Source organism: Prevotella sp. SGI.167 (assembly GCF_050313615.1).
Lineage (GTDB): Bacteria > Bacteroidota > Bacteroidia > Bacteroidales > Bacteroidaceae > Prevotella.
Genome location: NZ_JBNPLT010000013.1, coordinates 31,637 through 56,361 on the forward strand (window position 1 = coordinate 31,637; position 24,725 = coordinate 56,361).

Genomic DNA, 24,725 nt, shown 5'->3' on the forward strand with positions numbered 1-24,725 from the left:
CCACTTCACAGTGGGGGTGCTTCTATTTAAAGTATTAGCATTCTTTAAGGTAAAAAGATTGTATTCAGGATAACGGTTGCAAAGGTAGCTGTTTTACACGAGAAAAACAAATATTTTTATATGTTTAAGAACATGTTTTAGAATATTCCATACTGATATTATAAATAATGTTTAGATAATTTCCGTACTTGCAATTAAATTTGTATCTTTGCACCAAAAATAACAATATAACAAATAAGATATATGGCAATTAATGAGGAAAAGAAGCTTGAAGAGAAGAAAAGTCTTTCTTTCGTCGAGCAATTAGTTGAGGAAGATCTCAAGGAAGGTAAGAATGGTGGAAGAATACAGACCCGTTTCCCGCCAGAACCAAATGGCTATCTTCATATTGGTCATGCCAAGGCCATCTGTATGGACTTTGGTGTTGCAGAGAAATATAATGGAGTATGTAATCTCCGTTTCGATGACACCAATCCTAGTAAGGAGAACAATGAATATGTAGAAAATATTCTTCAGGATATTCAGTGGCTTGGCTTTAAGTGGGGTAATATATATTATGCTTCCGATTACTTTGAGAAGTTGTGGGAGTTTGCTGTCTGGATGATCAAGAAAGGTCATGCTTATATCGACGAGCAGACTGCTGAGCAGATTGCTGAGCAGAAGGGTACTCCTACTTCTCCTGGTACTGCCAGTCCTTACCGTGACCGTCCTATCGAAGAGAACCTTGCTCTTTTTGAGAAGATGAATACACCTGAGGCTGCGGAAGGAAGTATGGTGCTGCGTGCCAAGCTCGATATGGCTAACCCTAACATGCACTTCCGTGACCCTATCATGTATCGTATCATTCATACTCCTCATCATCGCACAGGCACTAAGTGGAATGCTTATCCAATGTACGATTTTGCTCATGGACAGAGTGACTACTTTGAGGGTGTAACCCACTCTATCTGTACTTTGGAGTTTGTTCCTCACCGTCCTCTCTACGATAAGTTTATAGACTTCTTGAAGGAAAAGGATGGCACAGACAATGTTTTGAATGATAACCGTCCACGTCAGATTGAGTTCAACAGATTGAACCTTACCTATACTGTAATGAGTAAGCGTAAGCTTCATACATTGGTGGATGAGCATCTGGTAAACGGTTGGGATGATCCTCGTATGCCTACACTTTGCGGAATGCGCCGTCGTGGTTATTCTCCTGAGAGCATCCGCATGTTCATCGACAGTATCGGTTATACCAAGTTTGACGCCCTTAATGATATGGCTCTCCTGGAGGCTTCTGTACGTGAGGACTTGAACAAGAAAGCTTGTCGTGTAAGTGCTGTGCTTGACCCGGTTAAGCTTGTCATCACCAACTATCCTGAGGGTGAGAGCGAGGAGATGGAGGCTATCAATAATCCTGAGAATGAGGCTGATGGCTCACATACCATTACTTTCTCAAAGAATCTCTGGATTGAGCGTGCTGACTTTATGGAAGATGCTCCAAAGAAGTTCTTCCGTATGACTCCTGGTAAGGAAGTTCGTTTGAAGAACGCTTACATCGTGAAGTGTACAGGCTGTACCAAGGATGAGAATGGCGTTATCACTGAGATTCAGGCTGAGTACGATCCTATCAGCAAGAGCGGTATGGAAGGTGCTAACCGCAAGGTGAAGGGTACACTCCATTGGGTATCTGCTGACCATTGCGTAAAGGCTGAGGTTCGTGAATATGACCGACTCTTTGCCATCGAGAATCCTTCTGCTGATGAGCGCGACTTCCGTGAGCTGCTCAATCCGGAAAGTTTCCACGATTACAAGAACTGCTATGTTGAGGAGTATGCTGCCGGCAAGAAGCCTGGTGAATATCTCCAGTTCCAGCGCATCGGTTACTTCATGGCTGATCTTGACAGCACAGCAGAAAAACCTGTATTTAACAAGACTGTTGGCTTAAAGGACACTTGGGCTAAGCAGAATAAATAACAGAACTTTCGCATGTGGGGAAGTTAGGGAAGTTAGGGAAGTTAAGGGACAAATGTCCTACGTTTTACGCAAGATAACTATTGTCTCTTAACTTCCCGAACGACCGAAGGGAGTGATAACTTCTTTAACTTCTGAACTTGCGAACCAAGAATAGATTATATTAGGATAATGAATACAGCAGATCTTTTTCTTTGGATTCTAGATAATTTGAGCTATTGGGTGGTTGCACTGTTCATGGCTATCGAAAGTTCGTTCATTCCTTTTCCTTCTGAGGTTGTTGTTCCGCCAGCAGCGTGGAAGGCGATGGATCCAAACAGTGGAATGTCATTCCTTCTGGTCATTGTTTTTGCAACTGTCGGTGCAGACCTCGGTGCGTTGATTAATTACTATTTGGCAAAATGGGTGGGTCGCCCTATCATCTATCGTTTTGCAGATAGCCGCCTGGGACACATGTGCCTGATTGACCGCAAGAAGGTTGAAGTGGCAGAAGAGTTTTTCCGCAAGCATGGTGCTGCCTCTACCATATTTGGTCGTTTAGTGCCTGCTGTCCGTCAGCTTATCAGTATTCCTGCCGGTCTGGCAGGTATGCATGTAGGCAAATTCCTGCTCTATACCACAATAGGTGCAGGTGTATGGAATACGGTTCTGGCTACCATCGGATGGGGTATTTATAAGTATACAGACTATAAGACCACACAGGATGTTTATCAACAGGCCTTGAAATACAGCCATGAGTTGGGCTATATCATCCTGGGCTTGGCTGTGATAGTAGTAGCTTTCCTTGTCTATAAAGGAATGAAGAAAAAATAATTTCAATATACTGAAACGAAGAAGCGGGAGCGCCATATATCCATGACGCCCCCGCTTTTTTTATGATTTAAAGCTTGCAACAAGCTTCTTACCAGGAATACTGATAGTCTTGCCGGTTTTAAAACGGTCGAATCCTTCACCGTACACACCAATAACGGCACTTTGACTGACGAATGCTGCAGGGTCTATTTCATCGATGAGACGGAATATTTTCTGCGATTCACGCTGTCGGGCCAACACAAAGAGCATGTGTACATCCTTGCCACTATAGCATCCATGACCATCCATGATAGTACATCCTCTATCGGCTGCAGTATTGATGGCTGCACTCAGTTCCAGATATTTATCTGAAATGATGAAGAACTGTACCGAGCGGCGAAGTGTGTTGACAATATGGTCTACACAAATCGATACCACAAAAAGACAGACATAGCCATAGATGACCTGTTCCCAAGATTGAAGAACAAAATAAGAACTGGTAATGATGCAGAGGTCACAAATCATGATAGCATGCCCCAATGAAATGTTCCAGTACTTGTTGATCATGGCGGCTACCGTATCACTACCTCCCGTAGAACCATTGGCTGAAAGTCCAAGTCCTGCACTGCTTCCCATGAAGAATGCACCGATAACCGTTGCCATGAAGGGTTGGTCGTGCAGTAGAGGAGTCATTCCCACGGTCTGGGTCTCAATAATGCGCGAGGTAATGGCAAAGATAGCCACTCCATAAATGGTTTTAAGGCAGAATTTATAGCCTAAGATACGAAAGGCAATAATCAGCAGGAAAACATTGAGTGCGAAGTAGGATACAGATACCGGAATGCCGAATCCCCAGCACAGGATGGAAGCGATACCTCCTACTCCACCCATCGTAATATGGTTTGGAAGCAGGAAAATGTTAAGACCGATACTTCCCTCAATCATTGCCAATGCAATAATCATGTAATCACGGATTTCGTGAATTTTACTTTTTCTAGTCATATATAATTATGTATATTTTGATTTCGTGTGCAAAGTTACTGCTTTTTAGAGACAACACAAAATAAAAAAAACAAAAAAATCGATAAAAAGCATGGCTATATCAATATATTTTTATAATTTTGCAGAAGGTAGCTATCAGTCGCTATCAACAGAACATATACTAGTAATTAGAAAAATCAATCTTGTCTATGGCAGTTATTTCAGAAAACATCAGTCAATGGCCATGTCTTAGTGATGGTCTCCACTACAATTGGTTGGTCGATTATGCGGCTTTCAGTGCCTTTGGTACCTTTGAACTTTCGCCAGAGGAATGGGAGAAGCGTGAACTTATAGTCAATTTTAAAGGAAACTCTGAGTTGACGACAGAAATAGATCATCAGCAAGCTTTAAAAAAGGCTATTGATATGGTTGTATCCTTTCTTAAAGATGTTTTGGGCAACGAAAGTTCATCCATTACGCTTGTCTGTATTCCTGCCTCATTGAAAAAGCACACAGAGCGTCGTTTCCATAGCTTCAGTGAACAGGTTTGCGCACAGACCGGACTTCAGAATGCTTACGATGCCTTTAGCTATACGACAGAGAAAGATGAGGATGGCGATGAAACAGATACGCTTCATATTGATGAGTCTTTCTTTAAAGGGAAGAAGGTTTTGCTGTTTGATGACATGATAGCCACAGGTGGTTCCATTTCCCGATTTGCAGAAAAGCTCAAGGCAATGGGTGCTTCCGTGATAGGCGCATTGGCTTTAGGTAAAAAGATTTCTGATGGTTATGATCAGAAAATATAAATCATTCACGATGTCAAAGCTAGCCTCAGGTCACCCCGTCAAAGAGTACATTGAAGAAAATAAGGATAAAGAATCAGGGATGGATACACCTTAATAACAGGTGAAATCCATCCCCTTTTCTTTCTATAAGATAATCATACTTAGATTATCGTGATCCAGATACTTTCGCCTCTGTCGCGAGCCGCTTCCATGACGTTGATGAGTTGATGCAGCCAGATGCGGGAGTCTACCACCATGCCCTCGAACTTGTTCTCCCCAACGAGGATACAGCCTTGCGTGTCGTCAGGATAATTGCCGGCATGGATGCGGATGCCCTCGAAATTCGGCACGCTCAACAGTAATGGCAGCCAACGCTTGAATCTTGGCGAATACGATATGACCACGGGATATGAGCCCTCAGGAATGGCCGTATGACCAGGTATCTTACGTGCCTTCTTGCCACTCTTGCGGCCATAGCGGACATCCACTTCCTCTGGCTTCAGCTTGATACCCAACAGATTGCGCCATGTAGGCTCCATGGTATCGCAGAGATATGTTTTCTTTGACAGCAACTGGCTGTCAAAGGTATGAACCAGAGTGCTCTTATCATCTTTCTTCTTGCCGGGCAGCGAGATGCGCTTTACGCTTGCATCGGTCAGCAGATAGAGTCTGCCTATGGTATAAGTTCTTTTTTTAGCTATTCTCTTTAATACTATTTCCATTTTGTCTGAATGTTAAGTGTTAGTTTTTTTTAAAACTGTTAAACGTTGCAACCTCTCAGGTCGAGTCCGTCAGAACGATATAATAGCTTCTTAAAACTGAATAACTGAATACTGAACACCTTTCCACCCTGCTTTCTGTCACCACCGTCGGCATTTGCTCCCTTCGGAGGAATTTTCTCGATGTAATGGCGGTTCACCCAGTTTCTCAGCATCATCGCCGTACCCTTCTTGCCAAAGTCGTTCTGCAGACGCACCATCTCAGCCTGGGTGTAGGTAAAGGTATCAGGCAATAGCTGCAGCAGGTTGGTAGGTCCTCGCTTGCTCGATTTCTCTCCTACCTCATTAGCCTTGGCTATGCCTGTGCCAAAGAAAATCATCTTGCACCACAGGTCGTAACTCTCGCTCCATCTGATGAACTCGTCTATTTCGGGTTCCCATTTGCAGCCGTTTGCCACGTATAGCACACAAGCCTTGAGGAAGGCAATCACGTTGCCACGGAAGGAGAGATTCTCGAACACTCTGTTTTGCGACATGCGCGAAAAGTCTGCGTTCTCCTCCTTCAACTTTTCTGCCAGGGCGAAGGCCTCAGCGCAGTCTATCCTACCCGATGCCTTGCACAGATTCTCTATGTAAGGTCTGAGCGCCTCTCTGAAGGCATCGTCATATTCGCCGTATACAGGCATTTCGGCACCGATTTCCCGCTCCGGGATGGTACAGAAGTTGATGCGGCTGATAGGTCCGTCGGTGAGCACTTTTGAGAAATATCGCTGCCCCAGCTGAACGGTGGTCGATGCATTCCAGTTGAACCGGATGGTGATGCGCTCGGTGACGCTCGATGTACCCACGCGCGTCTGACCGTATTGGTTGCCCGGGTCGAAGGCAAGGCACATGATCTTGAACTGCTGGTTGCCCTGCCCCTTGAGGGCGTCGAACTGGTCTATCTCGTTGAGCGTCGTATAGAGGAAATGCTCCTGAGCCTCAGCCGTACGCATCACGAAGGCCGGGTTGGTCATATCGGCGTCTATCTCCTGGATGATGAGGTTTTCCGGACGCTTGCGCTTATCCTTGTTGGCACCCTTGCGTGTCACCTCGTCTTTCCATTCCTTCTCCCGTTTCAGGTTCTCACGGTCGCGCTGTCTGATGTCCTCCATAATCATGTTGATGGGCATCTGCACACAGTTCTTGCCTGCGCCCGTGCCCGCCAGCAGACAGCACATCAGGGTAGCCTCATGCTCCACATTGTCAATATACTTGAAGGTGGTCTTGCAGAGGTGTGTAGCAAGTGGCGGGAAGATGGCATGTGCCACGGCAGGCTTATAGACGTCCGGGGTCTTCGACAGCAGAAGCTCCACGAGTTTTGGGAGATGTTCGGGCATAGGAGGCGGAGCGATTTTATCATCTTCCGCATTGGAATCCGTGTCATCCTCGGAACCCTCGGAACTCACGGTCTTGAACGCCACGGCATCCTTCTGGGATGACTTCTCTGCCTGGGCATTGATGCGGATCACGGCTTGTGACATCGGTTTCGAACTGTCACCATATTTCGCATAGAAGTCGTGGATGAGCTGCTGGCAGTCACGCTCCTGCGAGAAGGCAGGCATCTTCTGTGCCACCACCGCCTTCAGTTCGTCTTCCGGCATCACTCTCGATGCGCCTGCGCTCATGATTGCCAGGAGCGATGAGTGACGTGAGCCTGGGGTGTTGATGTCCACGTCCTTCAGGCCTGCAGCATTGCGGAAGAGGTCGAAGGCTGCGAGGTTCTTGCCGGTTGCCACAGCCCCAGCATCCTGATGAGCTCCAGCAGGGCTGAGATGAGCAGCATGAGCAGCATTGCTATCACAAGGTTGGGCAGGCTGAATGGCAGAGCCAGCAGAAACAGCGTGATGGCTGTCAGAGCCCGAAAGTCGATGGTCTTGAACATTTTGTTGAGTTTTGAGTTTTGAATGTTGAATGTTGAGTGGTTTTGGCTGGGTGCCTTGCTGGATTCTTCCGTCGATGGTAAGCTCACGGTCCAGGTAGGCTTGTCTGCGCTTCTTCAGTTCTTCCTGTGGCAGCACCTCGTACCAGTGGGGCGAGCGATAGATTTCTGACGCCTTATCGGTGATGAAGAGCATGCGTTCTGGCGTGATGCAGCTCTCGTCGTAGGGCACGCCCAGTGCCTCGCAATAGGCTCGCTGCGTCTCCTCGATAGTCATGCCGACGGGCATGCGGATGTCGATGTGCAGCTTCTTGCGGGCTGAGTACTCCAGGTGCAGCAGGGCTCCCTTCCAGATGGTATCGCTGCAGTTCAGCTCTCGTGCCTTCTCTATCGCCTTGTCCACATATTCCTTGTCGTCCACGTCGATGGTGGTCTGGAAGAGGAAGCTTTCGGGCACGGCGTTCTTCTGCGAGCGTCTGTTGTCCCGGAACTGGTAGTAGTGAGCGCAGCGAAAAGGCAGCTGCTTCTTCAGTCCGTCGTTACCCCCACGGATGGCAGCTACCAGGTCTGCCATCCAGGGATAAGCGATGGTCTTGTCGTAGACCGAGAGTGGCTGGGAGCTTACGCTCCCCATATTGCCATTCTTGTACGGATTATATGCTATAATATGTTCCATCGTTTAAATTTTCAATGTTGAATTACTGAACTTTCTCATATGGGGAAGTTAAGTGAAGTTAGGGAAGTGAAGGAGTTAAGACGTATGTCATGCAGCTTAAGAACTACGCCAAAAAGGCTATTGTCTTAACTCCTCAGCGACCGTAGGGAGCGATAACTCCTTTAACTTCTTTAACTCCTGAACTTGCCAATCAATTAATTCCCCTTGATGTCCGCCTCCTTGAATCCGGCAATCAGTTCCTTGTGCTCTGCCTTGAGGTAGCGCAGCATGTCCTGCTTGTCCAGGTCACGGCTGAAGGTATAGTTCACCTGCACCGTGCGCTTGGTGGTGCGCACCACGGCATGGTTGGTCTTGAAGATTTCCTCGAAGATCTTCTCACCCGTACGCTCGTAAGGCTTGAAGTCGAACTCGTCGCCTCTCTTCTCGCCAGAGCATACCATTCTGCCCGGTATCACCTTAGGCTGTTCGCAGATAACCTCGGTATCGTTCCATGGCGCCTTGCGGAAGGCGATGGTACCGTTTTCCTCACTGATGATGGCTCCGTCCACCTTCTGGGCGTTCAGGAGCTGCTTCTTTGCTGCTTGTTTCATGATTGTAAAAACATGTTTATAAGATGAATAATGTCAGTTGATTCTCATATCGTTGATATACAGGCCGTCGACAGCATATCGGATGTCAATCGGTTTTTTCAGAGGGTCATAACAGATTCTTTTCATCATGACACATTCATAACGCCAACAGCTTTCCTCGTCCTTCATCACAGGCTTGATGAAATCCTTGACCCACTTGTAGAACAACTTACGCTCAGGATCTTTCGAACAGCCTATGGTCATATCTCTCACCACCTGAGAGTCTACGAATATCATACTTCTCCAGGCTATTTTACTTTTTTGTTTCACCTTGTCAGCATTGCCAAAGAATTCACCGAAAAACAAACGATGTGTAAAATCCTTCGGCACCTTTTTTGTTTCCGCTTCCACATAGATTTCTACCACTTTCCCCTCCGTGTCGGCTAATACAGGGAACAATGTCTCTCTGCCGATAGAAGTGATGGCAACCAGATCCTCGAGGCAAAAGAACAACTCTCCGTCGTAGTACACCACTCTCAATCCGCCATACTGCGGATGATAAAACACATAAGCATTTTCTGCCATATCAATATATCATGTTAAAGGGTTGGGCTGCGAGATATTCGCCAAATTTCAGTTTCAGGAACGGTACCGGATTCCTATAAACAAAAAACGCCCGCAACCAGACTTTACTCGTCTGATTACGGGTGCAAAGATACGGATATATTTCCATACTTACCTAGTACGTACTATGTACGCGTACTAGTACCATCCTTCAGTGAAGGGGGTAGTTTTTCCAGGAATTTTCTCGTCTTCTTCTGATCCATTGCTCTATTATAAGCAGCTCTCAGGGCATTGGGGGAAACCTCCCAAAGAGTAGAGAATACTTTCCACACATCCTTTATATCCAGCGTTATAGCTATCTGATAGGCAAGGACAGCAGACTCTGAGTTTGATAACTCCAGAGGGCAGAAGTTCTCATCGAGTAACCCATACTCCTGCAGTTCCTTCAAGACTTCCTGACCCTCCTCTCCTTTCAGGTCATCCGACATGCGTTCCGCAGGATTGGCATTGTGCTTCTTTTTGGAGCTACCATTCATATACCAATTCTCCACATACTCTATATAACAGGCATTGCCCGTTACGTTTATAGTTCTTCCTTCTCCAAGCATGGCTTCTCCTCCTTAAATTCGTTGTTCATATACTCAATATACTTGCTGTTTCCATTCAATTGAATGACCACGCTAACAAGGCAGAATCGCCCATACTTCAACATCAAGCGCACGAGCTTGATAATAAATCTCCCCATAATTCTTAGGTTATATTTGTTAGAAATTTAGTTCTTTGTCGCTCGTTCCTTAGTAGAGGACGTTAGAGTTTGTTTGCGCTAACAATTTTGCTGGTACAAGCAAATTCCAGGAGAGCTATAAGGGCATACACCCTTAGGGGACAAGTAGTCTCCGATTTTATCAGATTTTACTTTCTTTTTTTGTATTTATTTTATAGATTAGTAATTAGCCTCAAAATGAGTTCGCTAACACATAGTGAGGCGGAAAACTCTCACTTATACTTACTTCATAAAAGCCAGCAAATCCTTTCCCTGATGCATGAGGTTGAGAACCACAGCAGCTTGCATTCCGTAAATTTTCTTATATTTTTCTTTCATCTCATATAGCATGGCAAGCCTGGATCCCCTTTCTCTTACATTTTTCTTGTAATTCTCCACCGCCTCTATTTCCTGGTAGAGATAGTAGCCAATGACGTAGCAGAATTGTCTGATGGTCTCAAAATATATTGTGGTTTCTTGCTGCCTAAGTTTTCTGATGGTATCGTAAGAAGGACCAAACTCCAAATTTATTATTGTGGGGGTTGTGATTTCCTCCACTAGTATGTGGTCAAGGAGTGCTCCCACTTCCTTGACAACCTTGCCTCTCATATAGCCGTCGGCATATGAATTCATGTAACTACGTCCTTTTCCCATAATTTCTTTTTAAAATTTCGGTGTGACATTATAAAAAAAGAGCGAAATAGAGGTGTGTACTACGATTCCTTAATTCGCAATATGAGTACTATTATTTTTCTGATTTTTAGTTTTTTGAAAAAAAAGAGGGAAAAGTGAGCGTTTTTGCAGCTTCACTTCTCCCTGTTACTTTTATGGAATTTGTATGGTAGGTGCAGCACTCTGCACTGCTGATTTTACTTGATTATAACATTTGGTAAAACCAGCAAGACTGATACGCTTTACGATTGATCCTGCCACTTTATCGTAGTATTTCAAAGATAGATAATTACTCTTTTTGAGTTGGTCTGGTTCAAGGGACAGATAGAAATAGCTAAAAAATCCATCAGTATCGATTTTACCATCATCTCCATATCCTTCAAAATACATAGTCGTATCATAAGAATCTTCTGTATAATTATCTTTAGTTATGATAAGACGATAATCTACGCTTGTTATTCTGCTTGATATTTTTCCGTCATTCTTGACAGCTGCATCCCAAGCTGTATCAAAATAAGCTAATCCGTCGTATGTTTTTACGACACGTAAGCTATTGTCCGCTGGAAAATATACCGCATCAATATTGCCACCGACATAATGTACAATCATGTAGATTTTTTCCATTGTATAATCATCCTCATTACTTTCTAGTTTCCAATATCCCTGTGCTCTTGTAATATTCGCTATTAATATTAGAAAGAACATTAATATAAATTTTCTCATAAATCTTATTTAAATCGTTTCTTTTATCTTTATTTCAACCCCTACTTATTTGTTTTCATTAGCGTTTAGACGCTTCTTGAAAGCCTTTAGAGTATTTTTGAGCATATCAGATTCGACCTCTTGCATGAACGAAGACATAAACTCGAAATCAATTTCACCCATATTATTAACAGGGAGTAGAATCCTCTCTCGTTTTATACGTTTGTCATTTATCTCTCTGTTAAAACAATACTTCTCTGACAGACGATTAATAATAGGCAACATGAAAAGGTAGGCATATTTATCCAATCCTTTACGCTTAAGTTGAGTAACATGGTCGCTTGCGACAAACTCATACTGATGGAAGAAGGCACTACCGACACTGCCGCTATTGGCTATAGTTATACAATCCTCGAATATCCTTATGCTGCCTTCATTGCCGATGAATCCATCCACTCCATTGTTGAGTGCCGTGGATGAAACATACGGGACTGTACCTTCAGTGTGGTCTGCTTTTTTAAGACGTTTGCCACGTTGTATTTTCGTGAATACTTCTGTAAAACTAAATGGTTTCCATTGTGGAAGGTGCAATTTATCCCCACATTCTTTGTGAATCAGCCGTTTGCATAAATTCTCTACTGCAGGTTTCAATAATATCGTTTCTTTTCTACGCATGTATTCTTCCATAAACTGCCAATCAATTTCGTGTTTGTCCGTTATTGGTAGAAACACTTTACTACGCTTCAATCTTGTTAATGTTGCACCATTACCACCCCAATTAAACTTTTGCAGCAAAATTTTAATTGCCACAATAAGGAACGAGGCGTTGTACCTATTCATACGAGGATGGCGTATTACTTGGATATTTTGCCCTGTATAGAATGGCAATGGTTGATAAAATATGGTTTGGGTATCGAGTCCTATTGTAAGGACATTCCCCTCGTCTTTTTTATATTTTGGTTGTTCTCCAATGAACATATCTATACCGTTGTTCTTGTCCGAACGAGTGATATACGGTATAGTTCCGACAAGATTTACTAAATTTTTCTTATCAATACTACTTTTGGTAGCTCTAATATCGAAGATTTCATCCAAGACAAAAGCCTGCCATTTATGCTGTGTCAATAACTTATTCATCCGCCACCTCCTTTTCCTCAAACAAGTAACCTCGTCCGTGAGTAATCATGTTAAACTCAAATGTTAAATAATCAGCCATAGTTTTTTCAAAGTCTGCTTCAGAAGGTATTTCGTCATTGAAAAAATAGAACGAATGTAACCATTCGTCTTCTGGCAGAATAGTTGTATAGACACAATAGCTATTTGGTGCCTTGCATCTTCCAAACCAGACATCTAACAAATGTTGTTTTTTATCTTTTGCACTTGGTGTCTCAACCAATCCAATATGTTTACTCACCTTATATCCATCATTTGTAAAATCTATGAATTTACAAACATGATTTTTTTCATGCGGTATACCTGCCGTAAAAACCGCAATGCAAGGATTAGTCCCTACACCATAGAATGTATCTTTTTGTAATGTTATGACTCCCTCCAAAGTATGGCGTTTAAGTATATTATATTTTATATTCTTTTCAGCCACCGTTTTACCCGTTAAAGAAGACTGAGGTATAATAACTATACATTTTGCTCCTTCAACTAACGAATCTAACAAATGTTCTGTAAAATTTATCTCATATTGCTTCGGGTCTTTTGTCTTTTGTGCCTGTGAATAAGGAGGATTCATCATGCCTACAGTACAGGCATTTAACTGAAGTTTAGCTGGGTTTTGAGCCAGAAAGTCCCAGTTATGCAAGTTGCTTTTACCATCTCCACGCAATATCATGTTTGTAGTTGCAATTGTAAACATATACCCTTGAGATTCTATACCATACAATTGGTCTTGGCGTATTGATCTTTTAACCGCCTCATCGTCCGTTTCCTTCAGCATATAATGCATCGCTGCAATAAGAAATCCTGCTGTTCCACAACAAGGATCAAGAACTTTGTCGGAAGGTTTGAGTTCTGCCAGGTCACAAAACAATTCAGTTATGTGTTTCGGTGTCAAAACAATGCCAAGAGATTGTCCATCCCCTCCAGAATATGACATAAACTCACCATAGAAGCGACCAATATAATCTTCTGATGAAGAAGTATACTTTATGCTTTTATATATTTTCTCATAGATAAATTTTGTGTAATATTTCAGAGGAGTCATATCTAACGCCTCATCTTTACTATTAATTTTAGGCGCATCTTTTATAAAAGCGAATTGGGCTAGAAGCTTATCACGTTTTGTATCAGGTGTAACATTAGCACGCTTCAAATTACTGCATATCGCCTCATAGATTTTTGAACCATCCGTTTTAATACTATCCCCATTAAGAGATTCCAAATCAAACGTTTTATATTCAATTTCTCTCAAAGCCAACATTATTCCGGAAACTATAAGAGGTTTTTGCTCTGTTGTCAGACTTCCATAAGAACGTAAGTACTCATGCAAAGTTGCGGCATCTTTAATTATTTCTGCTGTAGTTTTATCTGCATCTGTCGTTTCTTTTAATATCTCCTTATAATAATATTCATTTATATTTGACAAAGAAAAAGATATGAAAGATTCTAAGTCTTCCAGTTGCTGGTATTCCCCTCTATCATTTATAAATAGTGGGGTAATACGATGTCTTTTTTCATTACCTGAAACACCAATAGCTATCACTTTTCTATACGCAGTATGCTTTGCCAAATGCAAACCATAGAAAAGAGCACCATTCACAGCATACTCTCTAACAGACTTAGTTGACAAATCAACCAGGTCTTTTTCTGTAAGCATAATATGATGGGACAAGTCAGCCTTGTCCTCAATAACAATAATAAAATCTTCCACGACCCCACAATATTCAGGATAGCCAACATTTCCAGTCTTTGATTTAGAAGCCGTTTTCAGAGCCTCGTCTATGTCTTTAATATCGCAGCCTTGTGGTGTGAGATTTATATCGGCATCTTTTAGCAATTCATATACCCAAAAATCCGTTTTAACTTCTTTCTTTGCCATAATATAATATTAAAACTTTTATTTCACAAACTTTAGTGTAAACACATTTCCCCCTGGCATATCCTCCAAGGTGATCACCCATTCTATCTTGCCATTCTCTGGGTCGACATCAATAGCATACGCCGTGCCTTCCTGCTGTCCGTCGAAGCGCACGTCAAAGCGCCAGAGACCGTTCTTCAAAATCTGGTCTCTGGTAATCTTGATGGTTGAAATCTTGGAAATATCTATGTCGAGGCGCTTGGCTATCTCCTGATAGCTAAGCACCCATCGGGTCTTACCATTAGAAATGTATTCATAGGCTATGCCATCCTTGGTGAAGCCGATACCCTCAGCATCGGTAATGGCATAATAACTGGGAGCCTCGCTGTCAGCAGGTGGACTGACAACCAGGTCGGTATCGGAGCTTACATCATCCTTGCTGCAACTGGCAAAGGCAAGCGTTAAAAATGCGGCTACAAGAGCCAGCTTCCCCGATATGGGGGGGGTAAATTTACTGATAATCATAACGTTATCGTTTTAGTGTCACTTATGTGGCTATATACCACACCACAAAGTTACGATTTCTTTTTGAAACTGGCAAGGATTTCGGGAGTTTTTTCTATCATTATTCTCCATAATTGTAAAAAAGTTAACTTGTAAACCCTAACATGGTCTCTGTTAGCGATGAATCCTTTCACAGCTGCATATATGGCGCAACAAGCCTAGAGTTTCATCTGTTTGATTTCCTCTGCCGTCACCCCCGTCATATCCATGACCGTTGCTTCATCCATACCCTTTGCCAGCATCTTTCTGGCAATCTCAAGGCTTCGCTGGTTCATGCTTTTTTCTATGCCTTTCTTGTAGCTGTCATCAATGAGGGTTCTTTCAACGCTTACGGAATCCCAGAACTTGTCGTAGGCCCAGAGTTCGGCATCCGAGAAACCGGAAATCTCCAGTTCTTCTACGGCTTTTCCTATCTCCGGGTCATTAAGCAAATCGGCAGGAATCTCCTTCGTGTCGGAATTGATTTCCGTGAGGAAACGGAGCCACAATACCATCATACGCTTGTCGGCAATGGAATGAGGAGTGAACTTAGGGAGTTCTATGAAGGTGAAGTGTAGGTCTTCAATCACTTTGTGGGTATCCTTGTCGTACACGACGTGATAATTGTGGATGAAATCAGGAGTGTTATATTTGAAGGTGTCACTTATCAGATTGAGTGAATATGTTGGATATTGGGCAAAGTATTTCACTTGCTTTATAGCCGGATTCACGTAGAGTTCTGATGCAAGAAATTGTACGCGCAGTTGGAAAGCATCAGACCACTCTATTCGTATCACAACACAGAATTTATTGCTTTTGGCATCAGTACAGAGTATGTTTGTAATGGCATATCTGTAACTGTTATTTTCGGGCACAAGTTCTGTTGGCAGATACTTTATCTCTTGTATCTGCTCCTCTTCGCTGAGTGGCAGGAGTGCGTTCAGAAGACTGATCAGTCTTTTAGGATGATTGCCGAATATCTTCTTGAACGTGAGGTCTGCCTTAGGATCCAAGTACTTCATAACCATCTGTTTTAAAAACTACCCCACAAAGTTACGATTTCTTTTTGAAACTGGCAAGGATTTCGGGAGAAAGTTTTTGAAAAAAGTTATTTTTGGACGCGACCCAGTCGCCATGTAAGGGCAATAGCTGGTTGTTTACCGGTCTTTGAAAGCTTCTGCCTTTTGAGGGCTTATAAGGCCTAAAGGTTATTCAGTATTCAGTTATTCAGTTTTTTTCGCGATAGTAACCCTTTTTGTAGTTATAAATTGTAAGTAATTATTTTATATTATATATATATATTTATATATATATATAATATACTATCTATACAGAGAATTGTAACAACAGCGAAAAAAACTGAATAACTGAATACTGAATACGTTTCCAGAAAACGGGTATTACTTTGTAATATGCTGATTTATATGGCAAAACATAGTTTTCTATACCGCAAAACATAGAGATGCGCCCCACAAAACATAGAGTTTGATTTCTTTAACTAAGTTTCAAATCGTAAGTTGCTGAAAATCGCTCCTTATCACATGCAAAAATTTGGTAGATACAGAAAATCTTCGTATCTTTGCATTGTGATTAGAAGAAAGATATCAACCTTTTCTTTTCACCATCAATCGGAAGATATAGGTACCAATCGGAAGAAAGATGAATCAGAGAACATTAAAACATTAACCCTTTAAAAATTAATTGATTATGGGACTTGGAACTAGTAAGTATCGTAAAGTAATGCGTACCCCACAAAGTGGTGAGAACGCTGGTAGGAAACTCTGGTATGCTACTGCAGTGAGCGACCGGGAGATGAACTTCGAGGACTTCGTAACTCACATCTCTGAACACAATTCGCCTTACAGCCGAGGCACCATCCACGGAGTGCTGATGGATACGCTCGACTGCCTGAAGGAGCTGATTCTCGACGGCAAGAGCGTGAGACTCTCCGACCTCGGCCTGTTCTCCATCGGTATGACCTCGCGCGGTGAGGAAACCAGAGAGAAGGTGACGGCTGCAAGCGTGCAGGGGGTTCACCTGATTGTGAGAAATACCAAGAACTGGAGTAATGCCGAGCTCAAGAAGCTCACCAAGATCGTGGCATACGATGAGTATGTAGCCGGCGAAGGAGGCGGAACCTCCGGTACTCCTGGCGGAGGCTCAGGCTCCGGTGATGCCACTCAGGGTGGCGGCGGCACTCAAGAGGGCGGCGGCTCTCAGGAAGGCGGCGGAACCCAGGAAGGCGGCGGAACCCAGGAAGGCGGTGGCGGTAACACCGATAGTGGTGACGTAGGCTTCTAGGCATAGCCCCTTCGGGGGCTTTGCTCAGGTACTGAAACTGAATTAATCACTAATAAATTCGAGTTTCGCAAGTGAGGGAATTGATTGAAGTTAAAGAAGTTATCACTCCCTACGGTCGTTCCTTCTAACTTCCCTAACTTCACTTAACTTCCCCATATGCGAAAGTTCAGTTAATCACTAATAATTAATCACTAATGAAATGAAAATGAAGCGTGAAACTTGGAAGACAATCATTCAGATCTTGTTGTCAATCGTAACGGCAGTAGCCGCATCGCTCGGAGTAACGAGCTGTATGTAATAGCAGTAATGTGCTGCATGTAATAGCAGTAACGATCTGCATGTAAATTTAGGTTCTTGAAATCCTCTCCATTCTGAAAGCCGGCTGATTTTAGGCTCATCACTAAAAATCAGCCGGTTTTGTATTTTCCTGACGGGGGTACATGTGATAACCTTCATCAGATGTTAAATCGGATAATTCTTGTTAAATAAATCGATTATTATCTCGCATGGCTATACCTTTGCACCAAAATTTATAATCAAAAGGATAATATTTTAAAGGATAATATTTTTAAAAAAAAGAGAAGTAACATGAGTGAAAAAACAGAAAGTTCAGTAGCCTGCAACCCGCATCGGGTAGGCTTCCTGGGGCTGCTCGTCACACTGGGCATCGTGTTCGGAGACATCGGAACATCACCCCTCTATGTGATGAAGGCCATCCTGCATACAGGCGAAACCATCAGCGAAAGCACCATCCTGGGTGCACTGTCCTGCATCATCTGGACACTCACCCTGCAGACCACCATCAAATACGTATGCGTGGCGCTGCGTGCCGACAACAATGGCGAAGGTGGCATTCTCGCCCTCTACGCCCTGCTGCGCAAGATGAAGAGAAAGTGGATTTACATTCTTGCCATCATCGGAGCAAGTACACTGCTGGCAGACGGAATCATCACCCCTGCCATCACCGTGACCACAGCCATCGAAGGACTCGAGAGCATCAGTCCCCACCTGCCAGTCATCCCCATCACCCTTGCCATCATCACCATCATCTTCTTTGTGCAACGCTTTGGCACAGAGAGTATTGGCAAGTCGTTTGGAGTTTTCATGCTGCTATGGTTCCTGCTGCTGGGCGTAACGGGAGCGTTCAGCATCACCTCTTATCCCTTGATACTGAAGGCGTTCAACCCCTATTATGCAGCCATGCTTCTGGCAAGATCGCCGGAGTGGTTCCTGATTCTGGGCGCCGTATTTCTCTGTACCACCGGTGCTGAGGCACTTTACTCCGACCTGGGTCATTGCGGCAGGAAGAATATCGCCATCAGCTGGGGCTTTGTGAAGACCATGCTCATTCTCAACTATCTGGGTCAGGGTGCGTGGGTGCTGAATCATGTGGATACATCAATGGCCGTGAATCCGTTCTTTGCCATCATGCCGCAGAGCATGCTGTTCTTCGCCATCATCATGGCCACGGGTGCGGCAATCGTGGCGAGCCAGGCACTCATCAGCGGAACCTTCTCCATACTGAGCGAAGCCATGAACCTTCACTTCTGGCCGCGCATGCGAATCAAGCATCCTACCCATTTAAAGGGGCAGCTCTATATTCCGATGATCAACCTCGCCATGTACATCGGCGTGGTGCTCATCATCCTGCTCTTCCGCGACTCCTCGCACATGGAGGCAGCCTACGGTCTCGCCATCACCATCACTATGCTGATGACCACCCTGCTGCTCGGTTTCTACCTCCACAGCAGGGGCGTGGCGCGGATTTTCACTATGCTGTTTATGGGCGCATACTGCACCATCGAAGCCATCTTCCTGGCAGCCAATCTGTCAAAATTCCTCGCAGGAGGATGGTGTACGATGCTCATAGGCGGAATCCTCTTTCTGATGATGTATGTGTGGGTGAGAGCCATGAAGATACGCCGACATTATATCAGCACCAAGCCGCTGAATGATTATTATCAGATTATCTCCGACATCAAGGCCGATGAGAGCATTCCCAAGTACGCTTCCAATCTGGTTTATGTAAACCACGCCAGCAAGGAAGGCACCGTAGACGACAAGCTGCTCTACTCCATCATCAACAAGCAGCCGAAACGTGCAGACCATTACTGGCTTATCAACATGGAGTTTGTTGACACACCTGATACGCTGGAGTACAACTGCGAGACCCTGATTCCCGACACCCTCTACAGCGTGACGATGCACATTGGCTTCCGCATAGAGCCTAGGGTGAGCCTCTATCTGCGCCAGGTGGTGGAAGATCTTGTGGCAAGCAGGAAGGTAGATTTGAGAAGCACCTATCCATCGCTGCGCAAGAACGGCATTCCGGGCGATTTCCGTTTCATCATCATCCACCGCGTTTATTACCCTGAGAGCTCAGATAATCGTCAACAGAATTTACTGATGAGCATCTACGCCATTATCAGCAAGATTGGCATCGACGAGCCTAAGGCTTTGGGGCTGGATACTTCCATGGTGGTGGTAGAACGGGTGCCGCTCATCATCAGCCAGCGCACCGGAAGCATCAGGCGCATCGCCCGGATTGAGGAGTAACAGGAAGATTTTCCGACACAAAAAAATCTGCCAGATGATAACTTTTCGGATTATTATTTGTATCTTTGCACCGGAATTGCGCAAAGCAAGGTTGAAAGATAATAAAAAGACAATTGAATGGGAAATAAAACAACAGCAATGGAGCGGGGAATGCAGCGACGAACGGAACTGCTCCTGGGAAAGGATAATCTTGAGAAATTACAGTCGGCACGAGTGCTCATCTTCGGTATCGGAGGCGTGGGGTCATGGTGCGCTGAGGGACTGCTGAGAAGCGGCGTGAGGAACATCACCATCGTGGACAGCGACCGCGTCTGCGTGACCAACTGCAACCGCCAGCTGATGGCAACCAGCCGCACCATCGGCGAGGTGAAGGTGGATGCACTGCGCCAGCGCCTGCTGGATATCAACCCTGATGCCAACATCACCGCCTATCAGAAAATATATCAGGCGGAAACAGCCGACGAATTCCACATGGAGGAATACGACTTCATCATCGATGCCATCGACTCGCTGAAGGACAAGGCAGATCTGATTCTCCGTGCCACTTCCCTTCCGAAGGAAATCACCTTCATTTCTTCGATGGGTGCAGCCCTGCGCAGCGACCCGTTCATGGTGAGGAAGGCTGAGTTCTGGAAGGTGGATGGCGATCCGCTGGCAAGGGCCCTGCGCAAGAAATTCAAGAAGAACAAGACGTTTCCCCGTCGCAAGTTCCAATGCGTTTTCAGCGAGGAAAAGCCGATGCAGAACAGGGGCGTGAACAAAGCCTGCGGTACGGGCGCCTGCCTATGTCCGAAAGCAAAGCTGCTCAGCGGAGAGCGGGGCACGGATACTGCCGTATATGATGCTCCTGGCGACCAGCGACTCGTGGAACACGAATGGTGCTCAACAAAGGCGCAGATCAACGGTTCGCTCTGCCACATCACCGCCACTTTCGGCATGGCAATCGCAGGAATGGTCATCAATCATATCACCGAGTGATGGATTGCATCAACAGAAGAAATAAACATTAGGACAAGAAAAAAGATATGATTACAGTTGATGGATTGACCGTAGAATTTGGCGGCACCCAAGTTCCCGCCTAGTCCACGCAGCGGCAACTATCCGGTGCAGATGAGCGATGTGGCGATGTCGTTCGAAGGCAAGCAGATTTTCAGCGGCGTGAACCTCACCGTGGAGCGAGGCGACAAGATTGCCTTCGTGGGAAGAAACGGAGAGGGTAAGTCTACGCTCGTGAAATGCATCATGGGCCAGCTTCAGAACGAAGGCAGACTGGAGCTGGGACATAATGTCCAGATTGGCTATTTCGCTCAGAATCAGGCATCTCTGCTCGATGGCGAGCTTACGGTATTCCAGACTATCGACGATGTTGCAAAGGGCGAAATCCGCAACAAGATTCGTGATCTGCTCGGTGCCTTCATGTTTGGTGGCGAGGATTCTACCAAGAAGGTGAAGGTGTTGTCGGGTGGCGAGCGCACCCGTCTTGCCATCCTCAAGCTGCTGCTGGAGCCGGTGAACCTGCTGATTCTCGATGAGCCTACCAACCATCTCGACCTGAAGACGAAGGATGTATTGAAGCAGGCGCTTCTGGATTTCGACGGTACACTCATCGTGGTGAGCCACGACCGTGATTTCCTTGATGGTCTTGTCAGCAAGGTCTACGAATTCGGCCACGGCCGCGTCCGTGAGCATCTCTGCGGCATCTACGAGTTCCTGGAATCCAAGAAAATGGAAAGCCTTCAGGAGCTGGAAAAGAAATAATATTCTAGTGGCGTATATGTGGGAATTGATTGAAGTTAAAGAAGTTATCACTCCCTACGGTCGTTCGGGAAGTTAAGAGACAATAGTTATCTGGTGTAAAACTTAGAACATTTGTCCCTTTAACTTCTCCTTAACTTCCCTTTAACTTCCCTCTAACTTCCCTCTAACTTCCCTTAAATTTTGTTCCCCAAAAGGCAACGTTTTTAACAAATAATAACAATCCTGCTTTCTTTATAATATATTAACTATTACAATTTGGAAATATTACAAACTTTTCTTACCTTTGCAGTCGAAAATGAATAAAAACAGTAAAAAATATACAATTCTCAGAATTTATGATGAACAGGATAACCAATTATATTCTCCTCATCACATTCTTAGTATATGGCGGCAGAGCGCCAGCACAGAATGTCAAGCATGAGAACGACTCCGTGAAGATGAACAAACCATTCAATATGGATGTACGGACGAACATAATATATGACGCATTACTGATTCCCAACGTAGGAGTGGAATTCGACCTCGGCAAGAGATGGACGGTTGCCGCCAACGCCATGTATGGCTGGTGGAACAACGACCGTAGCCATTGGTACTGGCGAGCCTACGGTGGTGATGTTGCCTTGCGCAAATGGCTGGGAAAGGCAGCCCGAAGGAAAGCCCTCACGGGGCATCATGTCGGGGTGTACGGCCAGATTTTCACCTACGATTTCGAAACCGGTGGAAGGGGCTACATGGGCGGCAAGCCCGGTGGCACGCTCTGGGACAAGATGAACTACGTGGTGGGAGCCGAATATGGCTACTCCCTCCCCATCGCCCGAAGATGGAACATCGATTTCACTATCGGAGCCGGATACTGGGGCGGAATCTACCACGAATATCTCCCACAGGACGGTGAATACGTATGGCAAGCCACGAAGAAGCGGCAATGGATAGGCCCTACAAAGGCTGAAATATCCCTCGTCTGGCTCCTGGGCAAAGGGAACTGTAATCAGGGAAAATCCAGAAGGAAAAATTCTTTTCTGATGGATTCCACAGACTGGAAAGGAGGTGGCGATGATTAGAAGAATCCTTACATTTTTCATCCTCCTGCTCACCCTTATCCTGACTTCCTGCGAGCATAAGGAACTCAAATTCCCCGAAACCGTCAAGTTCCGCTCCCTCAGAGTGGTGCTGAAATGGGAACAGCTGGCAGACTTCGAGAAGCCGGAAGGAATGCGAGTCATCTTCTTCCCTCTCCAAGGCAAAGGTGATCCCTGGATATTCGACTTCCCGTATGGTGAAGGCCGGACGATAGAGTTGCCAGTCAACGACTATGCCGTGGCGAGCTACAACTATGATGCCGACGGCATTCTGTGGAAGAATACTGACAGTTTCTGGCAGTTTACCGCCTATACCCGCTCCGTTCAGACGCCTGATGGCGAGCATGCCTGCATCACTCCTCCGTGGATGTGCGGCTACTATCTGGAAACGGTTTCGGTCAAGGACAATGGCAAGGAAGACGAGCTGGTCATCACGCTCTATCCCGAGAACAAGGTGAGCCGATACACCTACGAGGTGCATGGCATCCGCCATCTTGAGAGAGTGGCTGACATCAGGGCGAGTCTTTCTGGAATGTCGGGTTCGCTGCTGTTGGCAAACGATGAGTTGCCCGATGATGTTCCATCCGAGCGCCTGCTGTTTGGCGGCGAGGTAAAGGACGGTCAGATCAGGGGCGGCTTCTACACCTTCGGCTATCGCCAGAAGAGCACCGAGCCTCATGTGTTCAAGCTCTACATCAAGAGTCGCACGGGCAAGTTGCATGTTCTGGAGCAGGACGTAACCCAGCAGGTCCGTTCCTTCCCTGTAGAGGGCCATATAGGCAATGTTCATCTGGTATTGAACTTTGATTTCGGCATTCCGGAGGATTCCGGAGGCATCAAGGACGATGCCGGATTTGACGTAGGAGCCGATGACTGGGCAGACGTAAACACGGATATTCAGTGTTAGAAAATATGCGATTCAGAAAGTTTTCAGGTAAAATAAACCAATTATATATTTAATGTTTCAGTAAATTTAATTATCTTATGAACAAAATTTATTTATTAACCGCAGCCTTTGCCGTAATGGCATCGCTGTCAGGATGCTCGGACACCGAGCTCGCAAGCATTGACACCGTTCAGGAAAAGACCCCAATCGGCTTCCATACCGTTGGCAGCCAGATGGGATCTAGAGCAGAGATTATTGATGCTGGGAATATCACATCAACGGACTTCAAGGTATATGCCTTTGATGGTGATGGTAACGCTTTTATGGGTGAAAATGATACTGAGCCCGCATGGAATGGTGTTAAAATTAATCACACAACTGGAAAATGGGACTATGCTAATAGTGCTGATATCAAATATTGGCCAGGTACAGTAAAACCATTGGATTTTTATGCTGTAAATCCTGCTACATTTGATATGGAGAATATGATGACTCATTATGGTTGGAATTTTAATAAAGATAGCCAGCAAATTACATATACTTGCATTGATGAATTTGGACAAAACAAAGGTATTTCCAATCTAGACGTAATGTATGCTACAGCAAAAAATCAGACTAAAGATAATAATGCAGGTAAGGTTGGTTTAGTTTTCAAGCACATATTGTGTCAGGTTGCATTTAAAGCAAAAACTCAAGATGCAAATATGCAAGTTGAAATTGAGAGTATAAATATTCACAATGTAAACACAGGAGGTATCTTCACAATACCAACTGGTATCCCAGCCAATAAAGATTGGCAACTTACCGGAATATCTAGAACATTCTCGATAGGAATGAATGGAACAACATCTGTAAACAATACCGGTACGGATGTCTTTACAAAGTCTATTCTCTTCGTTCCACAGCAGTTAACGAAATGGGCAACTACAGCATCAACACCAATGACTATTGAAGAAGCTGATGTTGCCAAGCAATGTTATTTGGAGATAATCTGCAAGATTTCAATTGATGGCACGTATCCACATGGTACTGCAACAAAATTTGAGAAGCTCTATGTACCATTCGAAGCTGATTGGCAACCAGGCAAGCGTTATGTCTACACCTTGATATTCGGTGGTGGTTACACAGAAAAGGGAAATCCAGTTTTAACTCCAATAAGTTTCGAACCATCCGTAGAAACATGGAAAGATGAAAACAAAGATATTAACAGCCAGCAGTAACCATCATTAGGAAAAAACTTCACAAGTAAGCCCAATTATATACAAAAATCCCCTGCAAGAGAACTGCAACAAGCTACCTCTTGTAGGGCTTTTTTTATATCCCTACCCTTTTTACCCATAGTTTAAGAAGCCCGTTTTCCCCATACGCCCTGAAAGGGCAGAAGCTCCTAGCCCGTTCTTGAACCACATGAGAAAGTTCTGTATTTTCATATCCCACGGAGATATTTTTTTATCTCTCAGAGATATTTTCA

Annotated in this window: 22 protein-coding genes and 2 pseudogenes; 11 read left to right on the top strand and 13 right to left on the bottom strand. The window is 44.6% G+C overall.

Annotated elements, in window-relative coordinates; genetic code table 11:
• Nucleotides 1–243: 243 nt before the first annotated feature.
• Both ACQRBJ_RS08370 and ACQRBJ_RS08375 read left to right on the top strand, forming a co-directional pair.
• On the top strand, nt 244–1,959 hold the full coding sequence (locus ACQRBJ_RS08370; RefSeq protein WP_295348259.1) for a glutamine--tRNA ligase/YqeY domain fusion protein: 1,716 nt from the start codon (nt 244–246) through the stop codon (nt 1,957–1,959).
• Between the two features lie 168 nt (nt 1,960–2,127).
• Nucleotides 2,128–2,769, top strand: a complete 642-nt coding sequence (locus tag ACQRBJ_RS08375) for a DedA family protein (RefSeq protein WP_445303326.1) — start codon at nt 2,128–2,130, stop codon at nt 2,767–2,769.
• 60 nt (nt 2,770–2,829) lie between these two features.
• Here ACQRBJ_RS08375 and ACQRBJ_RS08380 read toward each other — a convergent pair whose 3' ends face one another.
• On the bottom strand, nt 2,830–3,750 hold the full coding sequence (locus ACQRBJ_RS08380) for a YitT family protein (RefSeq protein ID WP_294972478.1): 921 nt from the start codon (nt 3,748–3,750) through the stop codon (nt 2,830–2,832).
• A 188-nt stretch (nt 3,751–3,938) separates the two neighbouring features.
• Here ACQRBJ_RS08380 and ACQRBJ_RS08385 point away from each other — a divergent pair, with 188 nt between their 5' ends.
• A complete protein-coding gene (locus tag ACQRBJ_RS08385; RefSeq protein ID WP_294972480.1) occupies nt 3,939–4,538 on the top strand; it encodes a phosphoribosyltransferase family protein in 600 nt (199 codons plus the stop codon).
• A 140-nt stretch (nt 4,539–4,678) separates the two neighbouring features.
• Here ACQRBJ_RS08385 and ACQRBJ_RS08390 read toward each other — a convergent pair whose 3' ends face one another.
• The 12 genes from ACQRBJ_RS08390 to ACQRBJ_RS08445 form a co-directional block, all read right to left on the bottom strand.
• Nucleotides 4,679–5,239: a DUF5675 family protein gene (locus ACQRBJ_RS08390; RefSeq protein ID WP_445303327.1), complete on the bottom strand. Its 561-nt coding sequence runs from the start codon at nt 5,237–5,239 to the stop codon at nt 4,679–4,681.
• Nucleotides 5,240–5,277: 38 nt separating this feature from the next.
• A complete protein-coding gene (locus ACQRBJ_RS08395) occupies nt 5,278–7,833 on the bottom strand; it encodes a hypothetical protein (RefSeq protein ID WP_445303328.1) in 2,556 nt (851 codons plus the stop codon).
• A gap of 194 nt (nt 7,834–8,027) precedes the next feature.
• On the bottom strand, nt 8,028–8,423 hold the full coding sequence (locus ACQRBJ_RS08400; RefSeq protein WP_294972623.1) for a hypothetical protein: 396 nt from the start codon (nt 8,421–8,423) through the stop codon (nt 8,028–8,030).
• 33 nt (nt 8,424–8,456) lie between these two features.
• Complete coding sequence (locus ACQRBJ_RS08405) at nt 8,457–8,987, bottom strand: hypothetical protein (protein WP_445303329.1); 531 nt, start codon at nt 8,985–8,987, stop codon at nt 8,457–8,459.
• 164 nt (nt 8,988–9,151) lie between these two features.
• Nucleotides 9,152–9,574, bottom strand: coding sequence for a hypothetical protein (locus tag ACQRBJ_RS08410; protein WP_445303330.1), 423 nt, complete (start codon nt 9,572–9,574; stop codon nt 9,152–9,154).
• The gene (locus ACQRBJ_RS08415; protein ID WP_294972616.1) at nt 9,550–9,711 is read right to left on the bottom strand and encodes a hypothetical protein; all 162 of its coding nucleotides are present in this window, start codon (nt 9,709–9,711) and stop codon (nt 9,550–9,552) included. Before ACQRBJ_RS08415 ends, ACQRBJ_RS08410 begins: the two co-directional genes overlap by 25 nt.
• A 261-nt stretch (nt 9,712–9,972) precedes the next feature.
• A complete protein-coding gene (locus ACQRBJ_RS08420; RefSeq protein WP_295348274.1) occupies nt 9,973–10,383 on the bottom strand; it encodes a hypothetical protein in 411 nt (136 codons plus the stop codon).
• Nucleotides 10,384–10,554: 171 nt separating this feature from the next.
• Nucleotides 10,555–11,124 carry a hypothetical protein gene (locus ACQRBJ_RS08425; protein WP_445303331.1) on the bottom strand — a complete coding sequence of 190 codons (570 nt, stop codon included), beginning with the start codon at nt 11,122–11,124 and terminating at the stop codon, nt 10,555–10,557.
• 45 nt (nt 11,125–11,169) lie between these two features.
• Entirely contained in the window at nt 11,170–12,240 is a 1,071-nt protein-coding gene (locus ACQRBJ_RS08430) for a restriction endonuclease subunit S (RefSeq protein ID WP_445303332.1), read from the bottom strand.
• Nucleotides 12,233–14,152 (bottom strand): HsdM family class I SAM-dependent methyltransferase, encoded by a 1,920-nt coding sequence (locus tag ACQRBJ_RS08435; protein ID WP_445303333.1) that lies wholly within the window; start codon nt 14,150–14,152, stop codon nt 12,233–12,235. Before ACQRBJ_RS08435 ends, ACQRBJ_RS08430 begins: the two co-directional genes overlap by 8 nt.
• An 18-nt stretch (nt 14,153–14,170) precedes the next feature.
• The gene (locus tag ACQRBJ_RS08440) at nt 14,171–14,656 is read right to left on the bottom strand and encodes a hypothetical protein (protein WP_445303334.1); all 486 of its coding nucleotides are present in this window, start codon (nt 14,654–14,656) and stop codon (nt 14,171–14,173) included.
• 197 nt (nt 14,657–14,853) lie between these two features.
• Nucleotides 14,854–15,696, bottom strand: a complete 843-nt coding sequence (locus tag ACQRBJ_RS08445; protein WP_445303335.1) for an Rpn family recombination-promoting nuclease/putative transposase — start codon at nt 15,694–15,696, stop codon at nt 14,854–14,856.
• Between the two features lie 685 nt (nt 15,697–16,381).
• On the opposite strand from ACQRBJ_RS08445, the gene ACQRBJ_RS08450 reads away from it, so the two are divergent.
• From ACQRBJ_RS08450 to ACQRBJ_RS08485, 8 genes and pseudogenes are all read left to right on the top strand, one after another.
• A complete protein-coding gene (locus tag ACQRBJ_RS08450) occupies nt 16,382–16,975 on the top strand; it encodes an HU family DNA-binding protein (RefSeq protein ID WP_445303336.1) in 594 nt (197 codons plus the stop codon).
• A gap of 205 nt (nt 16,976–17,180) precedes the next feature.
• On the top strand, nt 17,181–17,273 hold the full coding sequence (locus ACQRBJ_RS08455; RefSeq protein ID WP_153121823.1) for a smalltalk protein: 93 nt from the start codon (nt 17,181–17,183) through the stop codon (nt 17,271–17,273).
• Between the two features lie 290 nt (nt 17,274–17,563).
• On the top strand, nt 17,564–19,531 hold the full coding sequence (locus ACQRBJ_RS08460; protein ID WP_445303337.1) for a KUP/HAK/KT family potassium transporter: 1,968 nt from the start codon (nt 17,564–17,566) through the stop codon (nt 19,529–19,531).
• A gap of 117 nt (nt 19,532–19,648) precedes the next feature.
• Nucleotides 19,649–20,509, top strand: a complete 861-nt coding sequence (locus tag ACQRBJ_RS08465; protein WP_445303338.1) for a tRNA threonylcarbamoyladenosine dehydratase — start codon at nt 19,649–19,651, stop codon at nt 20,507–20,509.
• A 90-nt stretch (nt 20,510–20,599) separates the two neighbouring features.
• Nucleotides 20,600–21,289 (top strand): annotated as a pseudogene (locus tag ACQRBJ_RS08470) (ATP-binding cassette domain-containing protein); the annotation flags it as partial.
• A gap of 461 nt (nt 21,290–21,750) precedes the next feature.
• Nucleotides 21,751–22,350, top strand: a pseudogene (locus ACQRBJ_RS08475) (DUF3575 domain-containing protein); the annotation flags it as partial.
• Nucleotides 22,343–23,275 (top strand): DUF5119 domain-containing protein, encoded by a 933-nt coding sequence (locus ACQRBJ_RS08480; RefSeq protein WP_441937863.1) that lies wholly within the window; start codon nt 22,343–22,345, stop codon nt 23,273–23,275. The pseudogene ACQRBJ_RS08475 and the gene ACQRBJ_RS08480, both read left to right, overlap by 8 nt.
• A gap of 77 nt (nt 23,276–23,352) precedes the next feature.
• Nucleotides 23,353–24,474 (top strand): fimbrillin family protein, encoded by a 1,122-nt coding sequence (locus tag ACQRBJ_RS08485; RefSeq protein WP_445303339.1) that lies wholly within the window; start codon nt 23,353–23,355, stop codon nt 24,472–24,474.
• Nucleotides 24,475–24,725: the final 251 nt, after the last annotated feature.